We start from the raw sequence: 14,938 nt of genomic DNA on the forward strand, positions 1-14,938 counted from the left end.
AGGCAGCGTTTAAGTCGTGGTCCGCCTTTGGAAGGAAACCTTTTCTTTGCCCAGCAGTGGTTCCTTTTAGCGGATTTTTGTTCTCCACGCTGATTGCCGAATTGGTTCTCGTGGGCAGGGTTGTAGCCTTGTATTGGACATCTCTGCGGATGTTTAGGTTCATGATTAAAGTCCAAGAATGGTATTATTTATCATTAAATCTTTCTACTGTTGTGAACCCCATATCATACCCACCAGAGAGGCCACTGCGTCAGCTGCTCCCGCAACTACTATGGAGGTTACCATTGTTGAAAGAGGAAACAGAAAAATGAGAATCGTTGCTGCTAGAATGAAATAATAGTAGCCAGCGACTTTGGTTTCTTCCTCTAATTTTACAAATTGACGCGTAATAATATTTAAGGGAAAATCAGGATCTCTCAGTCTCCAAATCTCAAAAACAGTTGATAACGCGAGGGTTGATATAGAGAGTAGGGCCGCAGGCAACCAGCCACCCATTACATAAACAAAGACAAAAATAAAAGCTAAACTATGGAACAATTTCCTCCTAATATTAAGACTTGCCAATTTTGAATAGCCACCAACATATTAATTTGAACATCGAAATAATGAGAATCAACTATTTTGCAAGTAATCCATTATTAATCTCATCAATCAATTAAACCAACCTAAGCATAGTGCAAGAATATTTCCTAATCAAATTCTTCCCTAAACCTACCCCGTTATAATAGTTTAAAACACAATTGCTTTTTAACGTTACTACAACATGGAACATTTTAATATTAAATATTCTTAAAATGGATAAAAATTATTAAAAAAGAAAAAAATTTTTTAAAAAATTATTATGCAGGAATTATTCAAAATAATTAAAAAAATGTGGGTAAATTACAGGAGAACTGATGTTGCGATTCTCATGAATGGGAACTGGTCGTGTGCATTTCCAATTATCAAAAGCTTCCATTGGTCGCGAACAGTACTGACCTTAACTTTACCCTCAATTATGCCCTGAAGGGTCTCCTCATCAGACCTTAAAATTAGTTCAGGACTGGGGTAATCCCCTTCTTTCAACTTCACGCCTTTCTTTGTGAACACAAAGTAGTAGGCTTTGGAGAAACCATTCAAGTCTCCTACTTGGAATTGGATTATCTTCCCGTAGTACCGATCTCCGATCCATTTTTTAACTGCATCCATGGCTTTGGTGTTCATATTGTTTGCTAATTTTTCTAAAAACTCCTTTAACGCCATTACTTATCACTCACCTTTTTAACCCATTCCTCAGCGGCAGCCCTTACTGCTGTTTCCACGTTATTGGCTCCGATATCGCCATACACTTTCTCGACCGCTTTAAGGAAGTTTTTATAAAATTCGAACTCCCAACGTATAACTATTCGGCCTCTCTTATTTTCCACCAGACTTTCACCTAAGGATGCTGATTCTTTTCTAAAGAAATCGTATTCAATGTCTTCCCTTTCCAGAGTAGGATAGGCAATGAATTCAGATCCTGGAGCATAACCCTTATACTTAGCCATAAAATCACCTCGGTAACTTTTCTAATTCCTCCGCGCTTAGAACGATTTGACCCGTAATGTAGGGCCACTGAATCAGGAAAATTTTGCCACCTTTTGGGGCAGATCCGTAAAAGACGTAGCCACCCTTATTCTTAGTATACTCTTCAAGAATGAACTTACAAACAGTTTCCAAAGTCACGTCCAATATTTCTGAGTGAGTCTTTAGAGCTTTAACAGCGTCGTCGTCTAACTCAACCTCAACTTTCATTTTCAACACCTCACTTTTCATCCTCAAGGAAAGCTTTTCTTACCCAGGGATTTCCCCATCTTTCCTTATAGTACAATCCTTCCATAGGAATTCTGGAAGGGCCAATCATTCTTTCCTCGGCTCTGACACCAATACTCAGAGTTGCCAATGGGTCCCAAGTGCGGGGTATTCCCAGTTTATCTGCGATAATCTCCATTCTTCTAGGATCCATAATTGGGAAAGCCTGGTAACCCGCGGCGTAACCAAGACTGGTAGCCATAACCCACATGGCATAAATAGCCATGCCCACACAGATTGCACCGAAAAACTTCTGAGGATAAATTACCGGAGCATCGTGGAATGACTCTGAGCCACAACCAATAATCACCACATCCGCATTACGGGGATAATCAAACAGACTACCATCCCGCATTTCGGTAAAAGTCCAGGGACGGCGGTCAGGAGGAACATACCAGATTCGGCCTTGGGTCAATTCTGCGGGAAATGTTCCAAAGGTTTCCTTTGCGGCCTCTCTAGCTAGGTCCGCTATCAAGTTTTTTGTTTCCTGATCATCACGTACCACAATAAATCGGTACATTTGCATGTTCTCGGGGCTCGGTGTGTATCGGCCGGCGTCCAATATTCTCTCTATATCTTCGTCTGGTACTCGCTCGCCAGTATATCTTCTCATGGATCTTCGGACACGAATCGCGTCCTCTAAACCCCAAACCCGGTTTGGGCTAGGTTTACCATACTTTCTCTTAGCCAATTTTTTTCACCCTTTTATTGACAGAATTTTGACACTTTCTCGGTAAAGTCTCATTATTAATAAGGTTAACTAGAACTACGTATCCATATAATCTATTGAGAAGCTAATCTAATTTTTTCTAAAAAATATTATTGATAAACTGGATTGCTTTGCTTTATTTCCGTCATAATATTTCTTTTGTGAAATAATTCTTAAAATGATAAATTTACACAAAAAATTTATTGAAAAGAAATCAGTATCTTTTAATATGAAGTTAAGATGGCTTGGAAATTCATGTATTGAAATTATTGGGAAAAGACACTTTCTCATTGATCCGAACTACTTGACTGAACCGGAAAAGGGCGTGGAGCTGGTTTTTGTAACCCATGAGCATCCCGATCACTTCGATATTCAAAAATTCAAACAACTGAATACCGGCCTCGTTGCTCCTTACCCAATTCTTAGTATGTATAACTTGGAAGGGAAAAAAGCTGAGGTGGGTAAAGAGTTTGACGGTGTAAAAGTCTTAGAGAGCTGGTGTTTAAAATCGGAAGAAAGCGTTAGTTACTTCTATGAGGGTCTACTCCACCCTGGAGATTCAGCTAGATTCCCCGAAGTAAGTGATGTTAAGTTAGCATTTACGGCTTGTTTTCCAGACTTTTACGAAGATTACGTTAATGCTTTCAAGAGAATAAAACCAGAACTTGTAGTTCCTATCCACTACTCAGAGCAGAAGAGATACACCGCCGAAGGTTTAAAAGAGAAACTACAAAAAGAAAGAATCAATTGCAAGATACTTAGAGTGGGAGAATACATAGAGATTTAAAAAAATTAGAAGGATAATTCCTTCTAGAACAATCGATCGTATTTAACGGCTAAGTTTTTTCACCTATCAGTCTTCGGAACCAATTGGGTAGAACGTATCCTATATAGGCGGTTATACTTGCCAGTAGACCCATAGTGTATCCTAGAGGTATAAATATACTCCAGCCTTCTGTGAGTGCCCCTTCTATGAAAAGGAACACGAAGAACAACGATAGAAACACCGAGGTCATAGCAATCATTAGGAAACCATAGCGGTAAACTTTTTGTTCAGTCATCATGTATGCTCTCAACGCCAAGTATATTAATGGAATATATGTTATCAGTCCAATTATCATTGCTAGTATAAAGTTTAGTGTCACATTAAAGGAAATCAGTGTGAGAATGAATAAGGGTGTAAAGATTATGAGATATAGAATCATTAATTTTTTCTTTTTCTCCAGAAAGGCCTCAAGAGTGAATGCGAACAGGAAAAGATTCCCTAACTCTGCTAATGCGATAGAAAATGCGAAAATGTAAATTGAGCCTTTTAGCCATCCCTGAAAGATTATTATAACCCAGTCAGTAAATACCGAGTAAAGGTGGCCTTGAATCCTAAAAGGCAACACATAACCATTCATCATGTAATCTCTGAGCAGTATAGGATAAATCGCAAAGTGATCAGTGTGACTTAAAGCAACGAAAAATACCCCTAAGGCGAAGAGAATAAATGTGAGGGCAAGATAAATCAAGGGAATCTTCCTTACTTTCCAAAACCGCCAGATGAAATTAGCACTAACGAAAAGCACCAGCATGGTCAACAGAAATTCGTAATTAATTAGGAAACTAAGGTAATCCGGTGTTAACATTTAACTTAACCCCACACTTGCTTTTGCATTTATTAGAGTAAACTCATTAATTTAAATCCCTCAACTAACATATTTAAAATTTAGCGAAAAAGTTTAAAAAATATAGAAAAATTTTATTTTCACTATATATTTATTGAACACTCGATTATTATCTATTTCTAATCCACTTTACTTTTTTCAATTTTCTTAATGTTGGTTTTTAGGATGTCTCATCTTCAATCCTTTTATCATCTGAACCGCCTCTTCTATAGTGTGGGCTACTGGTACATTGTTTATTTCGAAACCTTTAATGATTATTTCGTATTTCGAGAGCCAAGGAACATATGCTATCACAGGTTTCCCGTATCTTCCGGCAATATTTGATAATCTACGGCCAATCTGCATAGTAATGGTTGGGGGATATGGAAAAGTGAGAACTATAACTGCTTCTATCTTTTTTAGCTGGAGTAGATATTCAAACACCTTCTCCAAGTCTATATCCTGTGCGCTTCCTGTGAGGTCTATGGGATTATTTAGGACCGCTATACGAGCTGCCGAGGGATTAATCATCTGTCTCATCTCTTTAATCTCTTCTTCAGTGAACTCCACCAGTTTTAGGCCATATTTTGGTATTAGATCCGCACAGACTACTCCATGACCACCAGAAACCGTTAACGCCACAACGTCTCCATTTTTTATGGTTTTGTGTTTGAATGAAAGTACTTTAGCGAAACTGACTATCTCATGCTCATTCTCTGCTTCTAATATCCCATATTGCTTAAAAATGTCAGCAGCTAATCTCGGAGAGGCGGCGACCGAGCTTGTATGGGACATCGCTGCTCTCTGACCGCCAGCTGTTTTTCCAGCTCTAAAAACTATTAAGTGTTTATTTTTAGTAAATTCGCCCGCAATATCTAAAAATCTTCTACCCTCTCTCTCCTTAAAACCCTCAAGATACATTGCCACTGTATTGGTCCTACGGTCTTTAAGAAAATACTCCATAAGGATTGTTTCGTCGACAACCGCTTTATTACCAATACTAACAGCAACTGAAACTCCAATATTTCTTTCCGCATACTTGCTCAGAAACTGATCCACAATAAATCCGCCGCTCTGACTTATAATCGCTACGTTCCCCGCAGGAGGTTTAAGCATTCGTTCACTGGGCAGAAAGAAAGTATCAACAAAAGGTGGACTATACACACCCATACAGTTGGGACCTATTAGGGCAATATCATATTCGTCTGCAATTTTAGCAAGTTCATTCTGTCTTTCCACTCCCTCATTTCCCAACTCTGCAAAACCTCCTGAGATAACAACCACTCCTCCTATACCGGCCTTTCCACACTCTTCAACCGTCGGATTTACTAGATCTGAACGTATCGCTATTACCGCTAGATCCACTTTGTCGGGAATGTCCAGAACTGAGGGGTAAATCGGTACTCCCTCAATCTCCCCTCCCCTAAGATTGACCGGTATAGTTTCAGCCCCCATTTCGTGATAATTTTTATTAAAAATAACAGTACCCGGGCTTAACGGATTAGTGACCGAAACTCCTACAACAGCGATGGTTTTTGGCTCAAAAACTTTCTTAAGATCCATGAGACCCTCTCCTTAGAATATACAAATATACTTCTTTTTAACGCGTTTCTATCTGTGACCCACTGGCACCAATTCATAAAAGCTCAATGAGCGTTTCCTGAAATTTTATTTTATGGTTTATTCTATTATTATATTAATCTTATAACAATTATGATAATTTCAATCGATTTTGAAAGAGAATGTCCTAGGATTGAAAAAATCTGGTTATTTGGAAGAAGGGGCTGTCTAGCAGGCAAAAAACTTTCAGGTCTGGAGGTTTAGGTATTGTGGTTCCAAAAAACTAAAAAATTCCGGGCGCATATTTTCTTTGGGGGTGGAATATGATTAAGGTAGGTTGTTGTGGTTTTCCTGGAGGTATCGATTCTTATTTCAGATTTTTTAAATTAACAGAGGTTCAAAGAACTTTTTATAAACCCCCTAGCGAGGAAACCTTGAAAAAGTGGCGTGAAAAGGCTCCCAGCGATTTTGAGTTCAGTATAAAAGCTTGGCAATTCATAACCCATAATCCAAAGTCTCCGACCTACAAAAAAGCGGGCATCAACATACCAGACGATAAAAAGAATCTTTACGGTTCTTTCAAGCCTACCACCGAGGTTTTAGAAGCATGGGAAAAAACTAGTACAATTTGCAATATTCTTAGAGCCAAAATCTGTTTGTTCCAGTGTCCCGTGAGTTTCATACCTTCTGAAGAAAATATTAAAAATATGAAAGAATTTTTCTCAACAGTTAACAGAAGTGACCTAGTGTTTGTTTGGGAACCACGGGGAAAAGATTGGGCAGCTTCGCTTGTAAAGGACCTCTGTGAAGAACTCGATATTACACATGTTGTTGATCCCTTTGCATCAAATCCCACTTATTTGAGTCTAAAAACAGCGTATTTGCGGCTACACGGTTCTCCTCCCGGTGAAAAAACGTATGCATACAAGTACTCTGATGAGGATCTTCTAAGGCTAAGGAGCATTCTTCAATCAATAAACGCTAAACAATACTACTTACTTTTTAACAATATTTCCATGAAGGAGGACGCGTTAAGATTCTATAATATAATTTCAGAAGACAAGCATCCGGAATAGATAACGACTTTGTATTTTAGGCTTAAAGCGTATTGTAACCTATTCTATTTCCACATTTGGGGCAATATAGTGCATCCTAATGCACCCTATTTATCATGTAACAAGAGTGCATACCATATTGATAGGGGTCAGATTCCTGTTTATAACTTTTTAAGCCCTTATACTGTAGATCCTAGAAGCGATCTCATTCTTATTGTTGCTTTTTAATTTATGGTGTTGAAGAGTGTGGTTAATCAAAAATTATTAACAATTGTAAATAAATTTATATATTACCACTTATCCTTTCAAAATGAGAAATCGGAAAGTGAAAATTATGAGAGCAGAAAGTGTTTGTAATTATTGTGGATCAAAAATAAATACGCGTTACTGCCGGTTAAATGAGGAAACAATATGTGAGAATTGTTGCTTAGAATGCGCTATTGATGATGTTAGATTAATAGGAGAGGTTTGCCCGGAGTATTTAGAAAAAATAAATGAGACTGGCCGGATTGTGGAGATTGAACAAATCCAGAGACCTTGGATAACCACCCCCAACATGCCCAATTATGATGAGGCTTATAGTACATTCAGCTGGGATGATGCTCTCAAAGAACTAGAGTTTTTCGAAGACGGCAAAATTAACGCTGCCTATAATATTATAGACAAACACAAAAAAACTTCTACCTGGACTAAAATTGCTTTAATCTGGGAAGACGAAGAAGGGAACACTAAAAAGTACACCTTCGAGGAGTTGGCAAAGCTATCAAACCGCTTTGCAAATGTTTTAGTGAAACTCGGCGTTTCGGTTGGAGACCGGGTTTTCATATTTCTTCCCCGTATTCCGGAACTTTACATAAGCTTCTTAGGAATAGTAAAAACTGGAGCTATCGCAGGCACCCTTTTCTCCGCCTTTGGCCCCGCAGCTATTAAAGACCGACTTGAGGACTCGGAGGCAAAAATTCTGATCACAAACTCTGAGCTGGTGAAGAGAGTTTACGAGATTCAAGGTGAACTACCAAAACTCCAGAATATAATAATCGTTGACGAGAAAGAGCTGAGAGATAATGAGGTAAGCTTTGCCGAGGAAATTAAGAATGCTTCCGAATCTTTCGAACCAGCCCACTTGGATCTTGACGACCATTACTTCATGCTGTACACTTCTGGAACAACAGGGAAGCCTAAAGGAGTGGTTCACAGACAGAAAGCTTTGTTACAGCAGATGATAACGGCACGGTTCATACTAGAGCTTAAGGAAGATGATATCTATTGGTGTACCGCTGACCCGGGATGGGTGACCGGTATATCGTATGGAATAGCGGGGCCATGGACGAACGGGGTTACTGAGTTGATATATGGAGGGAGGTTTGACCCCAAGTGTTGGTACGAGCTTATCGAGAAACACAGAATAACCATTTGGTACACCGCCCCCACAGCTATAAGAATGCTCATGAGCCAAGACGATGAGTTGCCAAAACAGTTTGACCTCTCTAGCTTAAGACACATTCTTAGTGTAGGTGAACCTCTGAACCCTGCGGGGGTCATTTGGGGACTGGAGGTTCTAGGGAAACCCTTTTATGACACCTGGTGGCAGACAGAAACTGGAAGCATTATAATAGCAAACTATCCCAGTATGCCTATAAAGCCCGGATCTATGGGTAAGCCCTTCCCGGGAATTATAGCGGGAATCGTTGATGACAAGGGAAACGAGCTACCTAATGGTGTTGAGGGCAATCTAGCCATTAGGCCTGATTGGCCCGCCATGATGAAAGAGATTTACAAGAAACCCGAGAAGTATAAAAGCTACTTTGTGAATGGCTGGTACATTTCGGGAGACATAGCCAAGAGGGATGAGGACGGCTACTTCTGGTTTGTTAGCAGAGCGGATGACGTGATAAAGACTGCGGGAGAGCGTGTGGGCCCCTTTGAGGTTGAGAGTGCTCTTGTGGAGCACCGAGCGGTGGCCGAGGCGGGAGTTATAGGGAAACCGGATCCATTGAGAGGCGAGATAATTAAGGCCTTTATAGTACTTCACAGTGATTACGAAGAATCGGAAGAGCTTCTAGAGGATATAAAGAACTTTGTTAAAAAGAGGTTAGCAGGTCATGCGTATCCACGAGAGATAGAGGTCAAGGAATCCCTGCCAAAGACAAGGAGTGGTAAGATCATGCGGCGTCTCTTAAAGGCAATAGAGCTAGGTCAACCAACAGGAGATACTTCAACGGTAGTATGGGAAAGAGAATAAAATCATTCCTAAGATATAGGGGGCAACTCCTAGAAACCCTTAGGGCGTGGTGACTGGAGCATTCCCCCAGCTTTTTTTATATTATCGGGTTAAATCCCAGAAAAACTAATTGTTTTCGCTAATTTTCTAATTATCATTATGTATAACTATTTGAAGTTCTAAGGTTTGTGTTTCTTAAGTTTTACATTATCTGTTTGACACTCCCCTCGACTAAAGTCGGGGGATTCTTGCTTCTGGCTCAACGCCTTCGAAGCAACGGGTGTGCCACCACCCGGTTAACACGCCCTTCCCTCAAGGGAACGGCGTCTATGTTGGCACCCTCATGGGGGCTGCGTCTTGTTTAGCCTCTTGAAGCCCAAGCCAAACTCCTCAGCTACCAACAACTATTAATATACCCTATTTCAAATAAGCTTTTTTGCGATTCATCCCCGCGACTAGAAGTCGGGGGCTTTCTCGCCAAGGTTATGTAAAATAGAATCTAGGGCAGTAACACTACTTATTTTTTGAGAACCTTTTAATTTAATGGTTAAGTTATGTTTAATATCTTATTCTGTTTCCACATTTGGGGCAATACATCGCATCTGGAGTTATCGGGCAACCACAGTACATACAGTAGCGATCCGGACCAAATTCTGATTCAATATGTTCGTCTTTCACTTCGCGAGGCGATAAATCAGTTGGTTGTGGTGAATATTTATTAACTGCATGGAGTATAGCGGTTCTCACTTCGTGTTCCAGATTATCGATATCGCTCAGCTTCAAGAAAATGAATAGAAAAAAGATTGCGAATAAAATTCCATAATGGATAAAGAACAATGAGATGATTATCAGCGCAGCTGTGGCAACAAGTGATAGAGCTAAGGGAATATAATTATACCCCACTTTCCCCTCATAAACAATATTTGAGCCACTTCTATACAGTCGCAGTATACCCTTCGCGTTAATACCCTTACTGAGTTTCCACTCAAACTGGCTTTTCCTCTTAACACGTATACGCGAAGAATTCAACTCCTCATTAAGAATCTCAGCGAAATCGCTAATTCTGTGTCCCTCTCTGGGGATGGATCCATAGATTTCTCGAGCCATCATCCAGCCTCAAAAAACATTTACCAAATAAATCTCTAAACTCTCATAATTTATTCTTTTTGGGATATGCAATATTTCTCATTTATATTAATCTGGTTTACTGAGAAGAAAATTAATCAACGATTCACTTGTAATTCTTTACATTAATCTCTATTTTTTAATCAAAAATGCGTACTGTTTAAATATTATGCTTCATTATTTCCTAGCATATATTTAGTAAAAGGGAATTCATAGGGGTGAAAATTTTTGAGCGTTAAATTGGCAGAAGGGGTTTACTGGGTAGGTGCCATAGACTGGAACCTAAGATACTGCGGTTCCTATGAAACACCACTCGGTACAACCTATAATGCATACTTGATTGTTGACGAAAAAATTGTTTTGATCGACTGCGTTAAACACACTCACAGCGTTGAAATGATAGAAAGGATAAGAGAGATAGTTGACCCTAAAGACATAGACTACCTGATTGTAAACCATGCAGAACCAGACCACGCCGGAAACATAGAAGATGTACTAAAAATAGCACCAAGAGCCGAAATAATCTGCTCCAAAAGAGCCGAAGACTCGCTCCACGGCTATTACAAAATCGACAGACCATTAAAAATAGTAAAAACCGGCGACAGCCTAAACATCGGAAAGAGAAACCTGATATTCGTCGAAGCCCAAATGCTACACTGGCCAGACAACATGATGACCTACCTCAAAGAAGACCACATACTATTCTCAAACGACCCATTCGGACAACACATAGCAACCACAGAAAGGTTCGTGGACCAGATAGGAGAAGGAATAGTGATGGATCATGCATCCCGATACTACGCCCAAATAGTGTTGCCCTATTCTCAACTAGTCCTCAAAAAACTAGAGGAAGTAAAAGGTCTAAACGTGCCCATAGATATGATATGTCCGGCTCACGGCTTAATCTGGGACAAGAAGCCTGAGAGAATAATAAACGCCTACGCCAAATGGGCCAGCGGCGAAACTGAAAAAAGAGCAGTAATAATTTTCGACACCATGTGGGGAAGCACAGACAAAATGGCCAGAGAAATAGCCCGAGGACTAATGGACAACGGAGTACAAACCACAGTATACCCTGTACGCTTCTCGGAGTGGAGCCTCATGATCCGAGACGTTATGCTATCAAAAATACTGCTATTTGGATCCGCAACCCTAAACATGACCATGATGCCCGTACTGAGAGGAATACTAGAATTCATAAAAGGTTTAAGACCACCAGGCACCAAAATAGCAGCAGCTTTCGAATCATACGGATGGGGCGGCGGAGCATACAAAAACCTCATTCAAACTCTAAAAGAAATGAAATTCGAAGTAGTAGAACCCGGACCAAGATCCAAATGGGCACCACAAGAAGAACAACTAAAAGAATGCTACGAATTCGGAAAACAACTGGCCCAAAAAATCAAATAAGAAAAGTGCTTAAAGTTGCATAAGTGGAATCTTTTTTTTCTTTATTTTTTCTATTAATCTTTCTTTGGAAAAAAAGAAGAGTGGAATAATAAAATTATTCCGCCTCTTTGGTCATATCGAATAGTTTTACCACTTTATGACCCACGAAAGGCAAATCAGACACAGATTCTACAATTTCAATCTCCGATTCAACATCCAGCTTCTCTTTAAGCCTTCTCTTAACTTCCTTTTTATATTCCTCTGGTTCTTTAATCTTATCCTTATCGGTGGCCATCTTCAACTTTAAGGTGTCCATGGGACCCTTAGAGTATTTGAGCATAGTGAACCACTCAGTAAACCCTGGTATACCCCCCAATATATTTTCTATGTCCGCTGGGAAAACCCTCATTCCCTTGACGTTAGCAGCAAAAGCCTCTCTGCCCAGTATAGTAGATCTAGCGTGGGTTCTTCCGCAACCACACTTCTCGGTGAACACCGAGCCCGTGTCTTCCGTTCCCCATTTTAACATGGGCGTGGCTTCGGCAAAAAGATTGGTAACCACAATCTCACCCCTCTCACCACTAGCCAACGGCTCATGCGTCTCCAAATCATAAGACTTCGTATAGAACAAATCATCACACTGATGGTTACCAGCATGTTCTTCACAGTCCCCAAAATACCACAGCGGGTCCGCTACCCCACCATAATCAAAAATTTTTTCTGGTGGAACACCCGTTTCCGCCTCAATCCTCTTCTTAACAGTCATAGTAACGATCTCGCCGTAGCCGGTATCTATGAATCTGACGCTGGAGAAGAGTTTCTTTATGTCTTCTCCCATTTTCTTGGCGGCTTCAAATATTGCGGACATGGTGAGCATGGGACCAACAAATATGTCGGGCTTCATATACTTCATTTCCAATACATGCCTTTTTACAATGTGGGGCAGGGGGTACATGCATTCGGCTATTCCGGTAATGTTAATTATATCGAGTCCAGTTGAAGATATTACCACGTATCCGTGCCATCTTATGCCTAGCGCTAAAACTAGGTCTTTGGGTCGCCATCCTCTCATCCATTTTAGCCTAGTTTCCTGTTCTGCAGCCGTTATCCAGTCGTCATTTGTGTAAGCAAAGACGCTTGGGACACCGGTGGTTCCAGTTGAGGCGTTTATTACTTTTACTCTTTCGTTTAGTGGCACGCTTAGAAGGCCGCCGAAGGGGTCTCCTGTTCGGCTTCGCTCCGCTCTTAAATCGTCTTTATACAGAAATGGGATTTTGGTATCGAAATCGTGTATTGTTTTTATGTTTTCAGGTGTTACTCCTGCTTCTTTAAAGCTCTTCTTATAAAATGGGGTGTTATGGTAAGCATAGTTGATTTCTGCTCTAATCTTCTTTAACTGTAGCTCTTCTATTTCTTCTCTCGGCATGGTTTCCATTTTCTTATTCCAGAACTTATCCATTTCACTTCCAGCCAATAAATCTCCCTCCAATATTCCTTTTTTCATTTATTCAAAATAGAGAAATATTCTAACATGGGTTCTTCCACAGCCACAAGGATCAGTATCCAGCATAGCATTATGTCCGGTCACAAATCTTACTAAGGGTGATCCATCTGCAAACAGGTTTGTAAAAACCAATATTCCCTTCTCTCCGGGGTCTACTGGTTGTCCCGTTTTAGGATCCACTGTTTCAATAACGAATCCATCCTCCCAAGCATGATGTCCATTACATTGATGACACTCCGTCGCGTAGAAACCTCCGTATCCCACATCGATCATGCTTAGGTGCGTTCCACCCCATGTTTTTTTGAACTCCTCTCTGGTTTTTTCATCCAGAAGTGGGCTTCCCGGCCGGAATCTATGGACTACAATTTTGGGTTTAAAGGCCGTTTTAGGGTCACCGTTTTCCTTCTCAAGTTCTTGTGTCATTAGTTTTGCGTAATCTACTGTCGTAATTATTACATCGGGTTTGAAGAACTTGGTTAGATAGGTTGCCCTGGGAGCGTCCAGAAGAAATAGGGTGTTCTCGATGGGAATTGAGGTGAAAGGTATCAGACTCTGTACGGTTCTCCTCATTCTGAAGTGTCCCTCTATAAGAGCAGCTATAGTTTCCCATTGAGTGGCTTGGAGTTCCAAGATGTCTCCGCTAGCAAGACCGATCATTAACAGGTGTCTTGTAAGATGGTCAACAAGTACCTCTCTTTCATACTCCGTTGAAATCGACATAATAGGTGGTTCCTCAACCTCCGGTTCGGGGGGAGCGCTTATGCCCCAAATTTTATCTCTGGGAATAGCGCATCTGCCGCCAAAGGGATCTTCTGGTGTAACCTCTTTTTTCATATCTTCTTTGGTGGTTAAGGGGAATTTTTTTAGGTCGCTCAGACTTTTCAAGTCTTCTGGCTTTATTCCAGCTTCGTTGAACTTTTTATTGTAGAATCTGGTATTATTGTACACGTATTTTAATTGTCTCTTCAGGCTGTCTTCCTGGAGTTTTGTAAGGTTTACTCTTGGCATTGTTTCAATATTTCCTCTCCACATTTATATAACCCCAAAACTAGAATTTTACAAAGATTTTATAATCTTTAATATATATATTTTTTTAGGTATTTATGTATAACGAAAGCTAATATAGAATTTGGAAAAATATGAGTAATTTCTAATACACTTTGCCCATTTTTTTATAAAAAAATTGCATGAATTCATTCAATATTGAATAAACTCGTAAACATTGTTTCAAGATAATCAAAAATAAAATATTAGTAATCTAGGCTTTATGGTCATTGCTTTTTGGATGTTGATAGATTTCTGAAAATATTTTTATATACAAAAATTGTTGTCTTATTCTAAAGTATTGGATTTGCATACTTATTATTTCATAATTTTTCTTGAAATTATAGGGGACTGATTTATATGGCAAAAACGAGTACAGATGTGAAACTCAAATGGATGGGCGGTTTGAAATTTGATGTTAATATACGCGGTAAACACAACCTGTTCGTTGACGCTTCTTCGGAAACTCAGAGTGGCGGTGATGAAGGGCCTGCTCCTGATGATATGCTTACCGCAGCAGTTGGGTCATGCTTGGCTTCCTCTTTTGTCTTCTGTGCCTCCAAGGTTAAAGCCGAATTAGCCAGTCTTACTGTTACTGCTCGAGCAGAAATATCGCGTGTGGAGGGTTACCTAAGAGTTACCGGATTAGACGTGACCCTTAATCCCCAGTTTAAGGAAGAGGAGCCCTCTAAAAAGCAAGACCGCTGTATTGCGATATTCAGAAATTACTGCACGGTCACAGAATCAGTAACTAGAGGAATTCCGGTAAAAGTTAATATAAAAACCTGAAAGCTTCTTTTTTTACCGTATACGGGAAATATATGCTTGTATTTTGCTCAACAAGTTTCCCCG

At 40.0% G+C, this 14,938-nt stretch carries 15 protein-coding genes; 5 read left to right on the forward strand and 10 right to left on the reverse strand.

Annotation, left to right across the window (positions count from 1 at the left end):
• Positions 1-204: 204 nt before the first annotated feature.
• From ACUVXA_RS06180 to ACUVXA_RS06200, 5 genes are all read right to left on the reverse strand, one after another.
• Positions 205-564, reverse strand: a complete 360-nt coding sequence (locus ACUVXA_RS06180; protein ID WP_445870373.1) for a hypothetical protein — start codon at positions 562-564, stop codon at positions 205-207.
• 318 nt (positions 565-882) lie between these two features.
• Positions 883-1,242: an SCP2 sterol-binding domain-containing protein gene (locus tag ACUVXA_RS06185; protein WP_445870374.1), complete on the reverse strand. Its 360-nt coding sequence runs from the start codon at positions 1,240-1,242 to the stop codon at positions 883-885.
• Positions 1,242-1,526 (reverse strand): hypothetical protein, encoded by a 285-nt coding sequence (locus ACUVXA_RS06190; RefSeq protein WP_445870375.1) that lies wholly within the window; start codon positions 1,524-1,526, stop codon positions 1,242-1,244. The genes ACUVXA_RS06185 and ACUVXA_RS06190 overlap by 1 nt, the downstream gene beginning before the upstream one ends.
• 4 nt (positions 1,527-1,530) lie before the next feature.
• Positions 1,531-1,773 carry a hypothetical protein gene (locus tag ACUVXA_RS06195; RefSeq protein ID WP_445870376.1) on the reverse strand — a complete coding sequence of 81 codons (243 nt, stop codon included), beginning with the start codon at positions 1,771-1,773 and terminating at the stop codon, positions 1,531-1,533.
• A gap of 10 nt (positions 1,774-1,783) precedes the next feature.
• A complete protein-coding gene (locus ACUVXA_RS06200) occupies positions 1,784-2,521 on the reverse strand; it encodes a nitroreductase family protein (RefSeq protein ID WP_445870377.1) in 738 nt (245 codons plus the stop codon).
• Positions 2,522-2,768: 247 nt separating this feature from the next.
• Between ACUVXA_RS06200 and ACUVXA_RS06205 the strand changes: the two genes are divergently transcribed.
• Positions 2,769-3,326 carry an MBL fold metallo-hydrolase gene (locus tag ACUVXA_RS06205; protein ID WP_445870378.1) on the forward strand — a complete coding sequence of 186 codons (558 nt, stop codon included), beginning with the start codon at positions 2,769-2,771 and terminating at the stop codon, positions 3,324-3,326.
• Positions 3,327-3,375: 49 nt separating this feature from the next.
• Here ACUVXA_RS06205 and ACUVXA_RS06210 read toward each other — a convergent pair whose 3' ends face one another.
• Together ACUVXA_RS06210 and ACUVXA_RS06215 are read right to left on the reverse strand one after the other, a co-directional pair.
• The gene (locus ACUVXA_RS06210) at positions 3,376-4,170 is read right to left on the reverse strand and encodes a hypothetical protein (RefSeq protein WP_445870379.1); all 795 of its coding nucleotides are present in this window, start codon (positions 4,168-4,170) and stop codon (positions 3,376-3,378) included.
• A gap of 186 nt (positions 4,171-4,356) precedes the next feature.
• Positions 4,357-5,751, reverse strand: a complete 1,395-nt coding sequence (locus ACUVXA_RS06215; protein ID WP_445870380.1) for a CoA-binding protein — start codon at positions 5,749-5,751, stop codon at positions 4,357-4,359.
• A 320-nt stretch (positions 5,752-6,071) separates the two neighbouring features.
• Here ACUVXA_RS06215 and ACUVXA_RS06220 point away from each other — a divergent pair, with 320 nt between their 5' ends.
• Positions 6,072-6,824: a DUF72 domain-containing protein gene (locus ACUVXA_RS06220; protein ID WP_445870381.1), complete on the forward strand. Its 753-nt coding sequence runs from the start codon at positions 6,072-6,074 to the stop codon at positions 6,822-6,824.
• Positions 6,825-7,137: 313 nt separating this feature from the next.
• The gene (gene acsA, locus ACUVXA_RS06225) at positions 7,138-9,045 is read left to right on the forward strand and encodes an acetate--CoA ligase (protein WP_445870382.1); all 1,908 of its coding nucleotides are present in this window, start codon (positions 7,138-7,140) and stop codon (positions 9,043-9,045) included.
• Positions 9,046-9,582: 537 nt separating this feature from the next.
• Here the strand turns inward: acsA and ACUVXA_RS06230 are convergent.
• Complete coding sequence (locus tag ACUVXA_RS06230) at positions 9,583-10,131, reverse strand: zinc-ribbon domain-containing protein (RefSeq protein WP_445870383.1); 549 nt, start codon at positions 10,129-10,131, stop codon at positions 9,583-9,585.
• 246 nt (positions 10,132-10,377) lie between these two features.
• Between ACUVXA_RS06230 and ACUVXA_RS06235 the strand changes: the two genes are divergently transcribed.
• Entirely contained in the window at positions 10,378-11,559 is a 1,182-nt protein-coding gene (locus tag ACUVXA_RS06235) for an FprA family A-type flavoprotein (RefSeq protein ID WP_445870384.1), read from the forward strand.
• A 94-nt stretch (positions 11,560-11,653) separates the two neighbouring features.
• Here the strand turns inward: ACUVXA_RS06235 and ACUVXA_RS06240 are convergent, their stop codons facing one another.
• Positions 11,654-13,012: a phenylacetate--CoA ligase family protein gene (locus ACUVXA_RS06240; RefSeq protein WP_445870385.1), complete on the reverse strand. Its 1,359-nt coding sequence runs from the start codon at positions 13,010-13,012 to the stop codon at positions 11,654-11,656.
• Between the two features lie 30 nt (positions 13,013-13,042).
• Positions 13,043-14,074: a phenylacetate--CoA ligase family protein gene (locus ACUVXA_RS06245; protein WP_445870386.1), complete on the reverse strand. Its 1,032-nt coding sequence runs from the start codon at positions 14,072-14,074 to the stop codon at positions 13,043-13,045.
• A gap of 372 nt (positions 14,075-14,446) precedes the next feature.
• Between ACUVXA_RS06245 and ACUVXA_RS06250 the strand changes: the two genes are divergently transcribed.
• The gene (locus ACUVXA_RS06250) at positions 14,447-14,875 is read left to right on the forward strand and encodes an OsmC family protein (protein WP_445870387.1); all 429 of its coding nucleotides are present in this window, start codon (positions 14,447-14,449) and stop codon (positions 14,873-14,875) included.
• Positions 14,876-14,938: the final 63 nt, after the last annotated feature.

The organism is Candidatus Jordarchaeum sp., from assembly GCF_052745115.1.